The 17,994-nt window shown below is 44.7% G+C and carries 16 protein-coding genes; 15 read left to right on the forward strand and 1 reads right to left on the reverse strand.

What is annotated here, in order from left to right; translation table 11 throughout:
* Nucleotides 1-56: 56 nt before the first annotated feature.
* The 15 genes from AC0VYE_RS05735 (at nucleotide 57) to AC0VYE_RS05805 (ending at nucleotide 15,786) form a co-directional block, all read left to right on the forward strand.
* Nucleotides 57-1,139: an HD-GYP domain-containing protein gene (locus tag AC0VYE_RS05735; RefSeq protein WP_076269655.1), complete on the forward strand. Its 1,083-nt coding sequence runs from the start codon at nucleotides 57-59 to the stop codon at nucleotides 1,137-1,139.
* Nucleotides 1,140-1,340: 201 nt separating this feature from the next.
* The gene (locus AC0VYE_RS05740) at nucleotides 1,341-2,210 is read left to right on the forward strand and encodes a YitT family protein (RefSeq protein WP_076269656.1); all 870 of its coding nucleotides are present in this window, start codon (nucleotides 1,341-1,343) and stop codon (nucleotides 2,208-2,210) included.
* 237 nt (nucleotides 2,211-2,447) lie between these two features.
* Complete coding sequence (gene thiL / locus AC0VYE_RS05745; RefSeq protein ID WP_475449452.1) at nucleotides 2,448-3,551, forward strand: thiamine-phosphate kinase; 1,104 nt, start codon at nucleotides 2,448-2,450, stop codon at nucleotides 3,549-3,551.
* Nucleotides 3,552-3,564: 13 nt separating this feature from the next.
* Nucleotides 3,565-4,053 (forward strand): tRNA (adenosine(37)-N6)-threonylcarbamoyltransferase complex ATPase subunit type 1 TsaE, encoded by a 489-nt coding sequence (gene tsaE, locus AC0VYE_RS05750; RefSeq protein ID WP_475446630.1) that lies wholly within the window; start codon nucleotides 3,565-3,567, stop codon nucleotides 4,051-4,053.
* Nucleotides 4,050-4,868 carry a tRNA (adenosine(37)-N6)-threonylcarbamoyltransferase complex dimerization subunit type 1 TsaB gene (gene tsaB, locus AC0VYE_RS05755; RefSeq protein ID WP_475446632.1) on the forward strand — a complete coding sequence of 273 codons (819 nt, stop codon included), beginning with the start codon at nucleotides 4,050-4,052 and terminating at the stop codon, nucleotides 4,866-4,868. Before tsaE ends, tsaB begins: the two co-directional genes overlap by 4 nt.
* On the forward strand, nucleotides 4,865-5,353 hold the full coding sequence (rimI, locus tag AC0VYE_RS05760) for a ribosomal protein S18-alanine N-acetyltransferase (protein WP_076269659.1): 489 nt from the start codon (nucleotides 4,865-4,867) through the stop codon (nucleotides 5,351-5,353). Before tsaB ends, rimI begins: the two co-directional genes overlap by 4 nt.
* Nucleotides 5,354-5,391: 38 nt before the next feature.
* Entirely contained in the window at nucleotides 5,392-6,435 is a 1,044-nt protein-coding gene (gene tsaD, locus AC0VYE_RS05765; protein WP_144376825.1) for a tRNA (adenosine(37)-N6)-threonylcarbamoyltransferase complex transferase subunit TsaD, read from the forward strand.
* 962 nt (nucleotides 6,436-7,397) lie between these two features.
* Nucleotides 7,398-8,963 (forward strand): 2-isopropylmalate synthase, encoded by a 1,566-nt coding sequence (locus tag AC0VYE_RS05770; RefSeq protein WP_475446634.1) that lies wholly within the window; start codon nucleotides 7,398-7,400, stop codon nucleotides 8,961-8,963.
* 104 nt (nucleotides 8,964-9,067) lie between these two features.
* Entirely contained in the window at nucleotides 9,068-9,880 is an 813-nt protein-coding gene (locus AC0VYE_RS05775) for a methyltransferase domain-containing protein (protein ID WP_475446636.1), read from the forward strand.
* Between the two features lie 536 nt (nucleotides 9,881-10,416).
* Complete coding sequence (locus tag AC0VYE_RS05780; RefSeq protein WP_076269663.1) at nucleotides 10,417-11,160, forward strand: ABC transporter ATP-binding protein; 744 nt, start codon at nucleotides 10,417-10,419, stop codon at nucleotides 11,158-11,160.
* A 63-nt stretch (nucleotides 11,161-11,223) separates the two neighbouring features.
* Entirely contained in the window at nucleotides 11,224-11,451 is a 228-nt protein-coding gene (locus AC0VYE_RS05785) for a hypothetical protein (protein WP_076269664.1), read from the forward strand.
* A gap of 48 nt (nucleotides 11,452-11,499) precedes the next feature.
* Nucleotides 11,500-12,429, forward strand: coding sequence for a polyprenyl synthetase family protein (locus tag AC0VYE_RS05790; protein ID WP_475446639.1), 930 nt, complete (start codon nucleotides 11,500-11,502; stop codon nucleotides 12,427-12,429).
* 129 nt (nucleotides 12,430-12,558) lie between these two features.
* Nucleotides 12,559-12,729 (forward strand): competence pheromone ComX, encoded by a 171-nt coding sequence (locus AC0VYE_RS05795; protein WP_161807554.1) that lies wholly within the window; start codon nucleotides 12,559-12,561, stop codon nucleotides 12,727-12,729.
* A 32-nt stretch (nucleotides 12,730-12,761) separates the two neighbouring features.
* Nucleotides 12,762-15,158 carry an ATP-binding protein gene (locus AC0VYE_RS05800; protein WP_076269666.1) on the forward strand — a complete coding sequence of 799 codons (2,397 nt, stop codon included), beginning with the start codon at nucleotides 12,762-12,764 and terminating at the stop codon, nucleotides 15,156-15,158.
* The gene (locus AC0VYE_RS05805) at nucleotides 15,136-15,786 is read left to right on the forward strand and encodes a response regulator transcription factor (protein WP_076269667.1); all 651 of its coding nucleotides are present in this window, start codon (nucleotides 15,136-15,138) and stop codon (nucleotides 15,784-15,786) included. Before AC0VYE_RS05800 ends, AC0VYE_RS05805 begins: the two co-directional genes overlap by 23 nt.
* A gap of 124 nt (nucleotides 15,787-15,910) precedes the next feature.
* On the opposite strand, the gene abc-f is transcribed toward AC0VYE_RS05805, so the two are convergent.
* A complete protein-coding gene (abc-f, locus tag AC0VYE_RS05810; RefSeq protein ID WP_475446642.1) occupies nucleotides 15,911-17,845 on the reverse strand; it encodes a ribosomal protection-like ABC-F family protein in 1,935 nt (644 codons plus the stop codon).
* Nucleotides 17,846-17,994 lie beyond the last annotated feature (149 nt).

Here is a 17,994-nt window from a genome sequence, read left to right on the forward strand (position 1 = left end):
AAAATGGATTTGATCCGGTTACAATCGCTAAACTATCAAAGGCGGGAACTAATCTAATGAGAAAAACGCAGATTGGAATGGTCAAGCCGGGAGACAAGGTGGCTAAACCCATTTTTCAAGAAAACGGCAACGTGCTTCTAGGAGAAGGGGTTGAATTGAATGATCGTTACATCGATCGATTGCGGAACTTAGGCATCGATTTTCTATTCATAGAGGATGGGTTGACGGAGGATCTGATTCCTGAAGATACGATCCGTGATGAAACGCGTAAGCAAGCGGTCGATACTATTTACAAAACGATGAACTCCTTCAAAGACCAGACCGTAACAAAAGGGCGAACGATCGCACCGGATATGGGCCGCAACTTTCGGGCGGTATTCGGCCAAATTATGCAGGATTTATCCTCAAGACCAAACATGCTAGTTAATTTAACGAGCATTCATGCAATGGAAGGTTATTTATTTCAGCATTCCTTTAACGTGGCTGTGCTTTCAGGCATTATGGGCATGGCAAAGGGCTTTAATCGCAATCAGCTTGAAGAGCTTGGCATTGGCGCGCTGCTCTTCGATATCGGTATGACAAAGGTGCCGCCAAAGCTGCTGGCTCATACTGGCGGTTTATCGCTGGCGGAACGTGAAGTTATCAAAAGCCATGCGAAGGACGGGTTCGATATATTGCGCAAGTATCACGATATATCTATCGTTTCTGCACACTGCGCGCTTCAGCATCATGAACGATTTAACGGATCAGGTTACCCGCGCGGTCTCAAGGAAAGCGAGATTCATATGTACGCTCAAATCGTAGGATTAGCGGACACTTTTGATGCATTAACTTCACCAAGGCCTTATCGCAAACGGTACACGGCAAGCGAAGCGATTGAGTTTTTATTTGCTGCCGGCGGCACTTTTTTTGATCTGGACTTGATTAAGCTGTTCTGTCGGCATATATCAATATATCCAGTTTCGACTTCGCTTTTGCTTAGCACTGGTCAAGTTGGTGTCGTTTCAGAAAATACGGAGCTCGCTGTCCATCGTCCCCGTGTACGAATTATTATGGAGCCAGACGGCACAATGCCGGCATCGCCTTATGAGATTGAGCTCAAGAACGAGCTTCATATTACGATCGTAAAGGAGTTGTAATTATTTTTTGTAGGAAATAGGCGCTATGTCTTTCGCGCTAACTTGAATATTAAACATGGATAGAAACCTTCTCTTAGAGGCAAATTGCTGCTAAAGTGGAAGGTTTCTTTTTTTGCAATAATGACAGAGTTGCTTTATATCTGGTACTTTTTAAGGTAAAATAATGAGAAATAGAGCTAATAGGGGGATGTGCGTACATTTATGGGATCATTACAGCACCACAAACTGTCCAAGCTCGAAGTGTTGCGAAGAGTGCTGTTTATTACACTAGGCGCTGCGCTCGTCTCAGTTGGGCTGGAAATCTTTCTAGTACCAAATCATATTATTGATGGTGGTATTGTCGGCATATCGATCATGGCCTCCTATTTAACGAAAGTGCCGCTGGGTCTTTTTCTCTTTCTTCTTAATCTTCCATTTTTGTTTCTTGGTTACAAGCAAATCGGCAAAACCTTTGCAATATCGACGCTGTACGGCGTTTCGGTCATGTCGCTAGGAACGTTTTTGCTTCATCCTGTACCGCCTCTTACGGTAGAGCCTTTTCTAGCTGCTATATTCGGCGGTGTCATTTTGGGCATTGGCGTTGGCATGGTTATTCGCTTTGGCGGATCGCTCGATGGTACCGAAATTGTTGCAATCGTGTTTAATAAGCGTATTCCTCTTTCGGTTGGCGAGACCGTTATGTTTTTCAACTTATTCATTCTCGGCAGTGCAGGCTTCGTGTTTGGCTGGGATCGGGCGATGTATTCGCTTATCGCGTATTACATTGCTTATAAATTGATTGATATCACGATCGAGGGCTTCGATGAATCAAAAGCGGTGTGGATCATTAGCGATGAAGCGAAGGAAATCGGCGCAGCGATTATGAGCCGTTTAGGACGCGGAGTTACTTACCTGCATGGCGAAGGCGGCTTTACTGGCGGCAGCAAGCGCGTTATTTTTTGTGTCATTACGCGGCTTGAAGAAGCGAAGATGAAGTCGATTGTTCATGAGCTTGACCCTGTGGCGTTTCTTGCCGTCGGCAATATTCACGATGTGAAGGGCGGACGGTTTAAGAAACGGGATATTCACTAATGATGGTAGTAGGGCGTGTCTGAGAACTCTGAGGACAGCAAATTTTGCCGAATTTTCGTTCCATGCAAGGCGTGTTTGTGAAGGCGTACCAGGGGTACGTCAAGCAAACGGAACGAAGCAGGGGGCGAAAAGGCGGTGAAAGGTGGCACTGAACGGGTTTTCAGACATGCCCTAGTCAGTTTCTAAGAAATGCGAGGCCGACTTGGCTTGCACAGATCGACCCACTTTTGCTTTGAGATGAAGGAGACCGGCAATTTGGATGAGTTTGCGAGTATTCATCATTGGACGGCAGGCAGGCAAGGAAGTGCTTGGCAGCGCGAGCGCGGCGTGGTTATAGGGATAGGCGATGATACCGCCGTAGTTGATCCCGCTTCTGCTGCGGATGGCATTGCTGCTCCAAAGCGGATGCTGCTGGCCGTCGACACGATGGTGGAGACGGTACACTTCAAGCCGTCGACGATGCGGGACGAGGATGTCGGCTATAAGGCGCTTGCCGCCAACATTAGCGATATTGCCGCGATGGGAGGCGTGCCTTTGCATGCGCTCGTCTCGGTCAGCGTACCGCCATCGTATACGCCGGAGCGAATGCGGAGGCTGTATGATGGGCTGTACGAGTGCGCCGAGCGCTACGGGGTTGCCATTGTAGGCGGCGATACGACGTCGGCGCCGGAGCATTTGGTTGTCGCTGTAACGGTGGTTGGCACCGTGGAAGCCGGGCGTGAGCTGTGTCGCTCGGGCGCAAAGCCGGGCGATGCAGTGTTTGTGACCGGCGCCGTAGGCATGTCGGCGGCGGGATTGCATGCGCTCCTTGCAGAGGAGGAGCGCGCGGTGCTGCAGCCCGCGGATTTCGGCGCGGGCAGGGAAGGTTTGCTTGTGCAGGCGCATCAGCGGCCAACTCCTTCAGTGCGTGCCGGAAGGCTGCTGCTTGAGCATGGGAGCTGTCGTTCACTTAATGATGTAAGCGACGGCCTCGCGAGCGAAGCATGGGAAATTGCTGAAGCGTCGGGGCTTCGCCTCGTGCTGTATGAGAAGCTTCTGCCAAAGAGCGGCAGCTTGGCCGCTTACGCTTCAAGCGTAGGAATAGATCCGCTGGAATGGATGCTGTATGGCGGAGAAGATTACGTCTTGCTAGGCACGATAGCACCAGAGCATGCGGAAGCGATGCGAGCAGCTTTTCACCTTGAAGGTATTCCTTTTTTTATTATTGGGGAAACCGAGATGGGTGAGCCCGCTGTTGAGCTCATTCGACATGATCAAGCTTTTAAGGAAAAAGAGTCGCTGCCTCATTTGGAGAAGAGAGTTTTGCTTAAGAAACGCGGATATAATCATTTTTCGACATGAACGGGTGAATAGCATGCAACAACAGATAAGCCATGCCACTTGGCTGGCACAAACGGAACAAGACACTGTAACGCTAGCCGAACAGCTTGCTTCTTGGGTAAAACCAGGTACATTGCTTGCATTGGATGGTGATCTGGGCGCGGGAAAAACTAGATTTTCACAAGCTTTTGCAGGTGCAATCGGCGTGAAAGGCATTGTGAATAGTCCGACTTTTACAATTATAAAAGAATACGAAGGGAATCAGCTTCCCTTTTATCATATGGATGTTTACAGGCTTTCGCTGGAGGAAGCGGATGAGCTTGGTTTGGATGATTATTTTTATGGCGATGGCGTAACGATTGTGGAATGGGCTAGCTTGATCAAGGAGCTGCTGCCAGCTGAGCGGTTGGAGCTGTATATTGAGCATCTTGGCGATGAAGCACGGCGCATACAATTGACCGGCTACGGTGAAATTTACGCAGGCTGGTGTGAAGCTTTAAGCAAGTTAGGAGCAGACAGATGAGTAATGAGCAGAGAAATCAAACGGGACCGATACTCGCTTTAGATACGTCCACGGCGTCGATGGCAGCTGCTATCGTTAGCGGTCATGAGGTGCTTGCGGAAATTCAAACATTAGCGGAAAGAAACCATTCTGTCCACGTTGTGACGCATATTCAAGAAATGCTGCGAAAAAGCGGCCTTGCTAATACGGACATCGAGGCGATTGCGGTTGGGAATGGACCAGGATCATATACAGGAATGCGTATTGCGATCTCTGTAGCAAAAACGTTGGCATGGGTATGGAACAAGCCGCTGGTGAGCGTGTCCAGCTTGGAGGCCATAGCATATGGCGCTTGGCATCAGCAGGTGAGCGGAATTGCGGAGCTGGAGAAAGCGCGTAATGGCGAGCATTGGGTATTTCCGATTATGGATGCAAGGCGCGGTCAGGTGTATACATCGGCTTTCTCGATGACGGATGCATCTGAATGGACTCGCTGGCTGGATGATGGCGTTCGTATTATGAAAGATTTTGTAGATCAGCTTGAGCAGCGATTAGCGAATTTGCCGGCTGGAAGCATAAGGAGCATCTCACTCGTCGGCGACCTGTCGCTTCATGAAGATAGCGCGATGCGCTTGAAGCAGATTGGCGATGCAGCAGGCGTTATCGTTCAGCTTCAACCCTATATCCAAGAGGGCAAATGGATAGCAGAGCTTGGCCTCAAAAGACTGCAGTCAGGTCTAATAGAAGATCCGCATACTCTTATTCCTAACTACACTCAGCTAACTGAGGCTGAGGTCGTATGGAAGGCAAAGCAGGCAGGTGAAGCTAAGGCATGAAAGTAGAAGTGAACAAACTCATTTTTCGAGCGATGACTATGGCAGACATACCCGCTATCGTTGCGATTGAACAGGAAGCCTTTACGAGTCCATGGACTGTGGAAGCATTCACGAATGAGCTCATGAACAACTTATTTGCTCGCTATATGATTATGGAATATGAGGATCAAATAATAGGCTACGGCGGCATGTGGGTTATTATGGACGAAGCACATGTAACGAATATTGCGGTACGCTCAGATTATCGCGGGCAAGGTTTAGGAAACTGCTTGCTTAATGAGCTGCAGCGGACGGCAGTTTTCTTTGGCGCGGTAAAGATGACGCTAGAGGTTCGTCCCTCCAATGAAATTGCGCAAAACCTTTATCGGAAATACGGTTTTGAGCCTGCCGGCATACGCCCGAGGTACTACTCGGACAACAATGAAGACGCGCTTATTATGTGGGCTGAGCTAGACAAAGAGCGGTTGAAGGTAAGGGAGCAATGAATGTGAATCAATCGAAACAGGCAGTGAATGAACAGTCAATGAATGATCTTGTTTTGGCGATCGAAACGAGCTGCGACGAAACGTCAGCGGCGGTTATTCGCGGTGGAAAACATATTTTATCGAATGTCGTGTCCAGCCAAATTGAAATACATGAGCGATACGGCGGTGTAGTTCCCGAGATTGCTTCGCGTAAACATGTAGAGTCGATTACATTGATAATAGAACAGGCTGTCAAGGAATCAGGGCTGACGCTAAAGGATATGTCTGCTATCGCAGTCACACAAGGTCCTGGTCTTGTAGGTGCTTTGCTCGTAGGTATTGTAGCGGCCAAAAGCCTGTCTATGGCATTAGATATTCCATTGATCGGTACGCATCATATTGCAGGTCATATTTATGCAAATGAGCTCGTTCATGACATTATATATCCATGTATGGCGCTAGTTGTTTCGGGGGGCCATACAGAGTTAGTGCTGTTAAAAAGTGAAGGTGATTTCCAAGTCGTTGGCCGTACTAGGGATGACGCAGTCGGTGAAGCGTATGACAAGGTAGCGCGGGCGCTGCATTTGCCATACCCAGGCGGGCCGCATATCGACAAGCTTGCAGTCGAAGCAGAGGAATCGATTACTTTGCCTCGTGCATGGCTGGAACCGGATAGCTATGATTTTAGCTTTAGCGGCTTGAAATCAGCAGTACTAGCGGTTATTAATCAGACGAGAATGAAGGGCTTAGTCCTGAATGAGGCGGCACTTGCTCGCGGATTCCAAGAGTCAGTCACTGAGGTGCTCGTCACAAAAGCTCTGCGCGCAGTCAAACAATATGGCGCGAAGCAGCTGCTGCTTTGTGGCGGCGTGGCTGCGAATAAGGGCTTGAGGGCAGCTTTAAGTGCGAAGTGCGTGTCAGAACGTGTGCCTCTGCTCATACCGCCGAATTCGCTGTGTACAGATAATGCTGCAATGATTGGAGCAGCGGCTTATTTGAAGCTAAAACGGTCGCAATTCACAGATCTTGACATGAAAGCTGACCCTGGTTTATCGCTTGAGAGCTGGTCAGTGAGCAATATGCCACATTCATTGGCCGAATAGGGGCTAATAAAAAATTATTTCAATTGGAATTGACAGACAATTTATTAGAGCATATAATAAGCAACAATACTTCAAACTTCAACTTCATACGTTACAAACGCAAAGAACAGGAATAGTAAAGCTTGTCCGGGAATGTCTGAAACGTCACTATGAATGTATATCATTCATACGTCGTTATGACACAAGAGAGCTGCGGGATGGTGCAACGCAGTCGAAGGATGCTTGAAACTCGCCTGGGAGCGGAACAGTGGAAACGATGGCAGCATGAGTTCATGCTGATAGCCATGCAGGTACATTGTTACGGTTAACCACCGTAATCGGGTGCATGTGAGTCAACATCCGGAGTTGGCCATATGCTTAAGTTGGGCGTCCCTGCTCGTTTGCGAACGTATGGGTGTCAACAAGGGTGGTACCGCGCGGGTCATAATAACCTGTCGTCTCTTGATTCAAGAGATGACAGGTTTTTCTTGTTGTCTTGAAGTGAAGGATTTAACGAATTAATGATTATTAACAATCCATATAGAGTGAAAACGCAATGAACAGGAGCAGTAGAACAGTAGGCTGGCAAAATGAATTTCAAGATATGTTCATCAAAAGCGGATGAACGAATTGAAATCGTACAGAGAGCTGCGGGGTGGTGTGACGCAGTCGAAGCTGAGGTTTGAATCTCGCCTGGGAGCGGAACGTGGGAAGCAAGCTGTCATAAAAGACAGTTTTTGTCTACAACGTTACGGTTAGCCGCCGTCATCGGGCATTTAAGCGGGCTCGGTTCCCGCAGCAAGCTATTCAATATTGCCTTTTTGCAAGGCAGCATTGTTTAAGCTTCTGCAGCAAGAACCGGTCAATTAGAGTGGTACCACGGCAGCGTAAGCGCGTCGTCTCTTACAAGGAGACGTCGCGCTTTTTTTTGTACCCAAAAATTAAAAAAATACATCCAAACGAATCCCTAGGAGGAATTAACAATGACAAACGAAATGAAAAAAATCCAAATTTTTGATACAACTCTTCGTGATGGCGAGCAGTCACCAGGTGCTTCGATTGATCCTGAACGTAAAATTATTATTGCACGCCAGCTTGGCAAGCTTGGCATTGATGTTATTGAGCCAGGTTTCCCGGTTTCCAGCCCAGGCGAATTCGCGGCTGTACAGCAAATTTCACGTGAGCTTCAGCATGTAGAGATCGCAGGTTTTGCGAGAGCGGTAAAGGTTGATATTGACGCTGCAGTGAAAGCGACACAGGATGCAGCACGCAGACGCCTTCACTTGTTTATATCCTCCTCCGATATTCATCTTAATCATCAGCTTCGCAAATCTCGGGAAGAGGTCATTAAGATTGCGAGAGATATGGTTGCTTACGGCAAGCAATTCGTAGATGAAATCGAGTTTTCTGCAATGGATTCCACACGATCTGGCAGAGACTTTGTCATTCAGCTCGTTGAGGCGGTTATTGCGGAAGGTGCGACTATCATTAACCTGCCTGATACGCTTGGTTATGCTATGCCAGAGGAAATGAGCGAGCTGTTCCGTGCGGTGCGCAAGCAAGCCAGAGGCGGAGAAACGGTGAGATATAGTGCCCATTGTCATAATGACCTAGGCCTTGCTGTAGCTAACAGTATTTCGGCTATTAATGCAGGTGCCACGCAAATCGAAGTGACTGTAAACGGGATTGGCGAACGGGCTGGCAACTGCTCTCTAGAAGAGCTGGTTATGGCAATAGAAACGCGCAAGGATGCTATTCAAGCAGAAACAAACATTAAAATTAGCGAAATTTATGAAACCTCTCGTTTGGTTAGTCGCGCGATGCATTTCCCGATTGCTTACAATAAGCCAATCGTTGGCCGCAATGCATTCCAGCATGAATCGGGCATTCATCAAGACGGCTTGCTGAAAAACCGCAACACGTATGAAATTATGGATCCGGAAGCGATGGGGATTTCGCGGAACATGATTATATTAGGCAAGCATTCCGGCCGCCATGCGATTAAACATCGCCTTGCTGAGTATGGCATCGATATGACAGAACTGCAGCTGCAGGATGTGTACGATAAATTCAAGGAAGTCGCTGATGCTCAAAAAATCGTGACAGATGATGAATTGATTCGTATCGCAGGTGAGCTGACACAGACGCAGCCAGATCCATATGTACTGGTTGATCTGCATGTTCACGCGGGTACGCAGCCTTCACGTACAGCGACGGTTACCATCCGTGAGAATGAGTTTGGTGTAGAACAATCTTATATTGCAATGGGAGGCGGCCCCATTGAGGCAGTCATCCATGCCATTCAACAAGCGATTCCAGTAGCAGCGGAGTTCGAGGATTTGGAGCTTCATTCGCTATCAACCGGCGAGGATGCGCACGGTGAAGCGGTCGTCAGCATTATTCATCAACAGAAACGATTCCGCGGTACATCCATTCATAGTGATATTGTGCTTGCAGCTGCTCAAGCCTATGTTTCAGCGTGCAATCAAGCAGTTATGACGACAGGCAGCAGAGTAGTAGAAGAAGTCCAAACTAAAGCTGCCAACTAATTTCTCATAAGGCCAACGGATTGCTTTTCCCATAGAAGAGTAAGTTCTTTCTATTATGGGAATAAGCGCTGCTGTTGGCATAAAACCTCAAGGAGGTATATGCGATGAGTATAATTATTCAATATTATAATCAGTTTGATGAATGGGGGCGTCTCGATAGAGCGCCCCTTGAGTTTATCGTCAACTGGCATTTTATTCGAAATTACTTGCCTGAGCGTGGACATATTTTGGATAATGGCGCCGGGCCTGGAAAATATGCGATGGAACTAGCTGCTAGCGGCTATGATGTCACGTTAACAGATTTGACACCAAGGCTGGTACAATTAGCCGCTGAGAAGGCAGAGGAGCTTGGGCTTACAGATCGTTTTAAAGGTTTCCACGTTGCAGATGCTAGAAGCTTGAGCTCGTTTGCCGACGAGACTTTTGATGCTTCATTGATGATGGGGCCGCTCTATCATTTACAGAAGGAAGAGGATCGTGAACAGGCGGTTAAGGAGCTATATCGTGTAACACGGAGCGGAGGTTATGTGTTTATCGCCTTTATGACACGTATTAGGCATTTGCTAAATGCTCTTGCTTATCCGCAAAGCTGGAAGCCTCTCGATTCAATAGATGAGATTCAGCAGTTTATGGATTCCGGCGTTTTTAATCATACAGATGAAGGCAGATTCACAGGAGCCTATTACTATGATATCGATGCGATTAAGCCGTTTATGGAAGCGCAAGGATTTGAAACGGTCAAGTTGATTGGTTCCTCCAGCGTTGCAGGAGCACTTACAACGGAGCAGTTCGATTATTGGAGGTCTCAGGGAAACAAACAATTCTCCGATTTCATGCAAATGATTTATGATTCTGCTGAAAATACTCATTTATTAGGTTCAGCTTCACATTTGCTTTATATCGGAATTAGAAAATAGCAATAAAAAATTACCAAAATTAGTGTTGTGCACAAAGTTATCCACAAAGAGGCTTCATTTTGTGGATAAAAGAGTGAAATGCCCGAAAACACTGGATTTACGAAAGATCAATAATGTGAACGGAAAGGGGATATTATTTGCGGTGTATAACTGTGGATAATGTGTATAACGTGGATAAAATAAATAAATGTAAGAAATTGTACCTATAAAACGACGGATTCCGCTAAAATGCTACTCTTATACGTAGGTACTATCGACAGAATTAACTAACAATTTATACAGAACTGTTGATATCTCTGTGGATAAAGGTGATTGGTTGTTTATAGCAGCTTTTGGAATCATTAGTAAGCTTCCTTTTGATTTGCGCTAGCATTGCGGTCACGCAAAAAAATTGCGTGAATTACTAGACAGGTTTTCGGTGAAAAAGTTAACGGTATGCGTTATCTTGAAACTATGACGCATACCAAAACATAAATCTCACCTTATAGCTTTTAGTGATAGGCAATGCTTAAGTGTGAATGGAGGTTAACCAAGGAATGGATAAGCAAACGATCATTCAGGTAAGCTCGGTCAGCAAGTACTATGGTGCGAATAAGGCAGTAGATCAGGTTTCCTTCAAAGTAAACGAAGGTGAAATATTCGGTATTATCGGTACGCACGGCGCGGGAAAAACGACGTTGCTAGAGATGCTAATGGGGATTCGTATGCCCGACCAAGGCAGCATACGCATCTATGGACATGATGTGGTGCTGGATGCAGAAAAATTGAAGGAAGACATCGGAATTCATCTGCAAAGCACAACCTTAGTAGATAAAATGAATGTTCGAGAGGCAATGGAGCTTTTCCAAGGTTTTTATAAACGGAAAAATAATTTGGATCACATCATTGAACAGTTTGGGCTTAGCCCATATTCGGATAAACTAGTTAAACGTTTATCAGGCGGCTGGAGACAACGTACGGCACTAGCTATCGCATTGGTGAACGATCCAAAAATCATATTTTTGGATGAACCCACAACAGGACTGGATCCGCAAGCCAAACGTGATTATTGGTCACTGCTGCAGATTCTTAGACAACAAGGGAAAACAATTATTGTCGCTTCTCATGATATGGAGGAAATTCAGCGGAATTGCGATCGCGTATGCGTGATGCGCAAGGGAGAATTCATTACTTGCGATAACCCGTCTACACTTATTGCACAGCTGCCTGGCGGCGGCATGACAATGGAAGCCGTTTATATGCATCACGCAGTTGAGATGAATGGGAGTGTCAGCATATAAGAAAAACAAAAACTAAAAGTATGTTTATTGCACATGTATTCCTCAAGGAGGGCTTTTTAGTAAATGGATCATCGAGATCGCATCGAAAGTCCGTCAGTCGAGCGCAGAAAACTATTGGAGAAGAGAATGGAGATGATTACAAACTTAATCAATCAAATGAATGAGGGGGAGAGTCAGAAGCAAGAAGATCAAAAGCAAAAAAAACAAAAGCGCAGAGACGACTGCAACGGCATAAGGACACTACATCGGTTAGGACGATTTGTAACTGTATTTCAGCGTATGTTTATGTAACGATTTAGTAGTATAATATAATGATCTTGATTTGGCGGAGGATCGATTGTGAACGATTGTATTCCACTCATTGGTCAACACATGCGATTATTGGTTCAGCGTTTCTTTACAGCTGAGCCTCTTGCACGTTATGCAGAGCAGTTTATTGCGGACAAGCTTGAAGAGACGATTCGATTTGGTCAACTGACGGTTATTCATTACCGCATGTTTGGCGGAAAAGGCGAAGACCCCATAAAAGCAGCTGCTGCAGTCGAATTATTTATTTTGGCGTCGGATATATTGGATGATTTGCAGGATCAGGATGTTCCAAGCAAGCCTTGGATGAAAGTCCCAATGCCTATAGCCATTCATGTTGCCTCCTCTCTACTAACTTTGTCGCAGCAAGCAATGTTAAGCAGCACATCTAATCATGAGATTCGATTGGCACTCACAGAAATGATGAATGCGCAGCTTTTGAAGGCCGCAAATGGTCAAATGCTTGATATTATGAATGAAATGAACGACGAGGAATCCTATTTGGATGTCGTAAAACAAAAGTCTGCTACGCTTCTTCAACTAGCGTGTATGGCCGGCGTAATATTGGCTGGTCGCCCTTGGAATGAAACCGTAGCAGAATATGCGCTAGAAATAGGTGTTTCAGCTCAAATTCAAAATGACCTCCGAGATTTGCTGCGATGGGATGAAAAAAGTGATTTTCTTCAACGTAAATGCACCTTGCTTACTCTGTATTTAATAGAAGGAGAAGCAGAAGAGGATCGCTGGATTAAAGAGTATTTTGAGGGTCGGTTAACTTCCGAAGAAATTGCGATGAAAAGAGAGCTTTTTCTTGAAACCTGTGAAAGAACAGGAACTATATTATATGGCTCTGTCATGAGTCGGATGCACTATAATCGCTTTGAGGAATTAGTAGACTCCATACAGGAAATAAGTCCTTGGAAAGCGGAATTTTTGCACATAATAAACTCTAAAAATGCATAACAACAAACCACGCAAAACGTCTTTCGGTAAATACGAATCACTTTTGCGTTTCCTGTCGTATCTATTCCTGTTATAGTAGAGAAGAAGAAAAGATTACTAATATAGTAGTAGAGAAGCGGAGGAGTTAATATGTTAAAAGAAGCTATTCGTCAGTTGGTAAGCAACACTGAAAAAATGTCTATGGCTATGGGTGGACAATTGCAAGTAGCAGGTGTTTCAGTTGCTGAACAACGCGCTCTTCTTGGCGAACTAAAGAACAAAAACGAAAAAAATAGCGGCTACGCATACATGTGGAATTAGCATACTGATTTGTAAGGAAGGAAGAGGAGTGCATGAGACCTAACTTATTTAACCGAATTGTTGCAATCCTCTTCCTGTTTGTCTTGTTAGGTTCTGTTTTATACTTAACCTCGGTAATCGTAAGAATTCCTTCAATCGGTGCTGTACTAGTGGAGGAGCCAGGTAATCGTTATTTTGTTAAGTCGATAGAACCAGCGGGACAAGCGGATGTAAAAGGTATTGAAATAGGCGATCAGATTTTAGAAATAAACGGTGATTCAGTACAGGATTTTGAGTATGTGAAGAAATATAATTCAATTGAATCCGCAGATTACGTTCTTGTTTTACATAAGGATAAAGTTACACAGAAAATTGAGTTTCCCAAGGGGTGGACAGGCGACCATTCGTTATGGGAGCTGCTGATTCAGTTGTATATCCCTGGTGTTTCACTCATTATTTTTTGTGCATTTTCAGGATTTTTGTATGCAAAACGAAGGAATGATAAGGCTGTAATCATTCTTATTTTGTTTTTTATTTCGATTGGCTTAAGTTACTATAGTTCTGCAGCATCAAGTCGAAGCGATTCTGTAGGGCTTACTATTATTTATTTGGTTCTACCCAACATACCATTGCTGTTTATGAGCTTCATGAACATTTATTTAAAGCGATTCGATGTTCATTTTATTAGTAAATCAATATTGAACACTTTATATGGGATTGTGGGTTTTGTAGGGATCATAAGCTTGATTTATATCTGGACAAATTTAGCGTCAAACAATATCTATACCTATATTCAAATAGCCTATAGCAGTTCTGTGCTGATAGGTAATTTTGTATGCGTTTATATGCTTGTGCGAAAGTTTATCAAGCACCGGCGTACAAAGCTGCATTCTCTGTTCACAATCACGTTGATCTCGCATCTAGTTGCTTTTACTCCGTTTGCATTAATGAACTTGCTGCCTCAAATTATTGGCAAAGACCAAGTTTTTCCAGCCGCTTTTACTGCGCTATTCCTATTCTTATTACCTATCGTTTATTTCTATCTGTCTACCTCAAATCAATTATTTGATATTGACTTTATTCTAACTAGATTTAAATATTATACGGCGCTAGCCTTTATTCCAGCTGTCATTGTGGCGGCACTTGTAGCGTTCGTATTACTAGGAGAGAACAATCCGTCATGGTCCGCGTGGTTTGGCGTATTTTTTGTCATTTACATCGGAATGACGTTGTTTTTATATGGGAAGGAACAAATTGATCAAAGGTTCAGACCTAAGCTCTTTAAGGCGATGTATAGTTATCAGGATAGTCTGGATCGTTTCTCGCGAAAAATCGCTAGAGTAATGAAGCAAAGCGATTTGGAAGCTGTGCTTAAACAAGAGATTAGTGATCTGCTGCCAGTTAGTCGGATTACTTTTTTACTTATTGAGCAAACGGAGAATACCGTATACCCGATGGGCGATCATCCTGAGGAACTTATCACTGCCGAGTTTTTGCTCGGAACTGTAAATTCCTTACAGGTGGGCGAATTAATCGAGCTGCCTTATGGACTCGGTCTCGTAATAGGCAGACAAAGGTCAAGGTACCATATTTTGTGGATCGGCATGAAAACCAATCATACGCGCTTTAATTCGGACGAGCTTCGTTGGCTTAAGACGATGTCCAATTATTCCAGCATCGTATTTGAGAATCTATATTTAATTGAAGGTTTAATTGAGGATTTAGAGTCGGAGGTTCGCAAAGAGCATTCAACTTCACCATGGGTGCTGCGCCTTCTATTCTGTTTGTCTGAGAACGAGAGAAGAAAACTTGCTGCTGACTTGCATGACTCAGCGCTGCAAGATCAGCTGCTTTGGTACCGGAAGCTTGAAGCCATTATGATGGACTATCCGATTTCGAATAGTTTGGGACGCGAGCTGGAGGATATTAAAGAAGGATTACTCGATGTTATCCATCAAATTCGTGAAACTTGCAATGAACTGCGTCCACCGCTTTTGAAGGAGATGGGAGTAGTCGAGGCTGTTGAATCGATTATCGAGCATACTCAAATGCGTGTTAACTTTGCAGTGGATTTTCGCGCAAAATCATTTAATCGTCCGCTTAACGAGGAACAAATTACGGCGATTTACCGGATCGTACAGGAATTGCTGCGTAATGCGGACAAACATTCTCAAGCTAAATTAGTTGTTCTTGAGCTTGAGCTGCGCAAAGGAACGATATATTTCCGATATCAAGATGATGGTGTCGGTATGGATGTAAATCAAATGAGTGTTTCTTTTGAACATATGGGCTTGTCAGGCATTAAAGAGCGGGTGACTGGTCTGGAAGGTGACATATCATTTTATTCGGAAAGCGGTAACGGCTTAGAGGTTGTCATCTTGCTGCCAGAGATCATGACAGCCGGTAGATCGGAGAGGGGTATATCGCGTGATTCGTATCTTATTAGTTGATGACCATCCTTCTGTCGGAGAAGGAACCAAAACAATGATTGAGCAAGACAGCGAGATGTCGGTATCGGTCGTTTTGTCCGCCATTGAGGCGCTCGATATTGTACAAATCCAGCAATTTGATCTCATTTTATGTGATTTGAATATGCCAGGCATTAGTGGATTGGAATTAACGAAACGTCTTATTCAACAGGATCCGGAGCGCAAGGTTATTATTTACTCGGGCTATGAGATTGGCTCGCATTTTAACTTGCTGATCGAATCAGGCGTCTCTGGTTTTATTTCCAAGACAGTATCAAGAGAGCAGCTGCATAATGCGATTCGATGTGCGATGAGAGGGGACACGGTTATACCGATCACCCTGTTGAAGCAGCTTAGAAGGCATGAAGTAACGATCGGACGGACAGAAGTAGCTGTTGAAGATGTGTCGATTAATGAGAAAGAACAGACCATATTACATGAAGTAGCTACTGGAATTAGCAATAAAGAATTGGCAGCCATGCTTCATGTTAGCCAGCGGAATGTTGAATATCAGCTGTCGCGTATATTTGATAAACTCAACGTGCGGTCCCGTTCGGAAGCAATTAAGGAAGCACAGCGTTTAGGCTTAATCAGCTTGGAACAATACTAGAATTAGGTTAGTTAACTCTAGCTTGTTTAGGTGGTTAAGTAGGATAGGAATGAATAAAACCGGCAGCTAAAGGATTATCCTTAAGCTGCCGGTTTTAATTGATTTAGGAATTGATTTACGAAACTTACATGTATTGTTCCCATTCCTCATATGCGGTCGATAGTGAGGTTTTAACAGCTTCAATGGCAGCTTGAATTTCTTGAATTCGGATGTAATCATTAAAAATCGCAGGATCAGTGAGCTGTAATTCCAAATCGGTTATTTGCTGCTCCAGAGTAGCGATTTCCAGTTCTAATTGTTCAACTTTACGCTGCCGTGTACGTTCTTCACGTTTTGCTTGCTTGTCCGCCTCGTAAGAATTGGCAGGTGAAATGTCGGATACGGCTGTTGTTTTTGAGTTTGAAGCCTGATTTGACAGTGCTTCGAGCCGTGCTTCTTCGATTTCACTTTTTTTCTCTATCATTTCGTCATAATTTCCTAGGAAATGATCAGTACCTGACGACTTTAGTTCGACAATTCGTTCAGCCATCTTGTTTAGGAAGTAACGATCATGTGAAATGAAGAGCAAGGTTCCTTCATAGTCAAGCAATGCAGCTTCAAGAACTTCTTTGCTAAATAGATCGAGATGGTTGGTAGGCTCATCCAAAATAAGGACATTGGCCTCTGCAAGCATAAGCTTCGCTAGGGATACACGTGCCTTCTCACCGCCGCTAAGGGAAGAAATTCGCTTGAGTACGTCTTCGCCGCTAAATAAGAAGTTGCCGAGCACCGTACGAATACGTGCCTCCTCCATATGGGAGTAGCTGCCCCAGACCTCTTCAAGAACAGTATTTTGGCCGTTCAGCCTCGTTTGTTCTTGGTCATAGTAACCGAGTTTGACGTGAGTTCCAAACTTAATTGTACCTGTTGTTGGTTCATTTTGACCGACAATAACCTTTAGCAGTGTGGATTTCCCAATCCCGTTCGGACCAATTAATGCAACGGTTTCACCACGAGTGAGCTGGAAGGATACATTTTTAAAGATAGGTGTGTCCTTACCTGGGAAAACAACGGAAACCTCATTAACAGCAAGTACGTCTTTGCCTGTCGAACGCTCGATTTCAAATGTGAAATGAGCTTTTTTCAAATCACCCTGCGGCTTGTCCAGGCGATCCATTTTGTCCAAAGCTTTCCGTCTGCTTTGTGCACGTTTGGTCGTTGAAGCTCGAACAATATTTCGTTGAACAAATTGCTCCATACGCGAAATTTCGTCCTGCTGTTTTTCGAATTGACGCATATTGATTTCGTATTCGGCAGCTTTCAGCTCCATATAGCGGCTGTAATTTCCGGTGTAGCGCTTGGAGGTATGACGCTCGATTTCGATAATCGTTTGGGCAAGAGCATCTAGGAAGTAACGGTCATGGGATACGACCAAGATGGCACCCGAATATCCGCGCAAATAGGACTCTAGCCACGTTAAAGTCTCAATGTCGAGATAGTTGGTAGGCTCATCAAGCATGAGCAGATCTGGTGCCTGAAGCAATATGCGAGCGAGTGCGAGCCGTGTTTTCTGGCCGCCGCTTAATGTTGATATTAAAGTGTCAGCTGGAAATGTTCCGAAACCCATACCGTGAAGAACACTGTTAATACGCGTGTTGACCTCGAAACCGCCTTGCTCGCGGTACCAATCTGAACGCTTGGCATAACGATCGAGTATGGCTGTATAACGTTTCTCATCCTGATGAAGTTCGGGATCTGCAATTTTGACTTCAAGATCACGAAGCTCTTGCTCTGCTTCAATTAGATGAGAGAAAACGGCAAGCATTTCTTCACCAATCGTTCGATTGGATTGCAATCCGCTATTCTGAGCGAGATAACCAATTTTAGTTTCTTTGGCTTTATGAATAGCGCCAGAATCTGCGGACATTTCGCCTGCAATGATTTTGAGCAGTGTAGACTTGCCTGCACCGTTCACACCTACGAGACCAATACGTTCTCGTTCCAGCACTTGCATCGAAATATTGGATAATACGACATTTACGCCGTAGCTTTTTGTTACGTTAGAAACCTGCAGCAGCATTTTGAAACCTCCAACAAATAAATGGTAAAGAACGAATGCTCATACTACATATTAGTGTACCATAAACGAGCGCTAGCATTGGCGAAAGTTGCACAACAATGTTAAACTACAATTAATGAAAGAAAATGATGGGAACTAGAATAGGTGAA

Source organism: Pristimantibacillus sp. Z349TD_6 (assembly GCF_056173205.1).

Coding starts and splice junctions, on each gene's coding strand:
- AC0VYE_RS05780 (WP_076269663.1), top strand. CDS start 10,417: ATGGATAAGCAAACGATCATTCAGGTAAGCTCGGTCAGCAAGTACTAT.
- AC0VYE_RS05770 (WP_475446634.1), top strand. CDS start 7,398: ATGACAAACGAAATGAAAAAAATCCAAATTTTTGATACAACTCTTCGT.
- AC0VYE_RS05785 (WP_076269664.1), top strand. CDS start 11,224: ATGGATCATCGAGATCGCATCGAAAGTCCGTCAGTCGAGCGCAGAAAA.
- AC0VYE_RS05795 (WP_161807554.1), top strand. CDS start 12,559: ATGTTAAAAGAAGCTATTCGTCAGTTGGTAAGCAACACTGAAAAAATG.
- AC0VYE_RS05740 (WP_076269656.1), top strand. CDS start 1,341: ATGGGATCATTACAGCACCACAAACTGTCCAAGCTCGAAGTGTTGCGA.
- abc-f (WP_475446642.1), bottom strand. CDS start 17,845: ATGCTGCTGCAGGTTTCTAACGTAACAAAAAGCTACGGCGTAAATGTC.
- tsaE (WP_475446630.1), top strand. CDS start 3,565: ATGCAACAACAGATAAGCCATGCCACTTGGCTGGCACAAACGGAACAA.
- tsaB (WP_475446632.1), top strand. CDS start 4,050: ATGAGTAATGAGCAGAGAAATCAAACGGGACCGATACTCGCTTTAGAT.
- tsaD (WP_144376825.1), top strand. CDS start 5,392: ATGAATGATCTTGTTTTGGCGATCGAAACGAGCTGCGACGAAACGTCA.
- AC0VYE_RS05735 (WP_076269655.1), top strand. CDS start 57: ATGAGAAAAACGCAGATTGGAATGGTCAAGCCGGGAGACAAGGTGGCT.
- thiL (WP_475449452.1), top strand. CDS start 2,448: ATGAAGGAGACCGGCAATTTGGATGAGTTTGCGAGTATTCATCATTGG.
- rimI (WP_076269659.1), top strand. CDS start 4,865: ATGAAAGTAGAAGTGAACAAACTCATTTTTCGAGCGATGACTATGGCA.
- AC0VYE_RS05775 (WP_475446636.1), top strand. CDS start 9,068: ATGAGTATAATTATTCAATATTATAATCAGTTTGATGAATGGGGGCGT.
- AC0VYE_RS05800 (WP_076269666.1), top strand. CDS start 12,762: ATGAGACCTAACTTATTTAACCGAATTGTTGCAATCCTCTTCCTGTTT.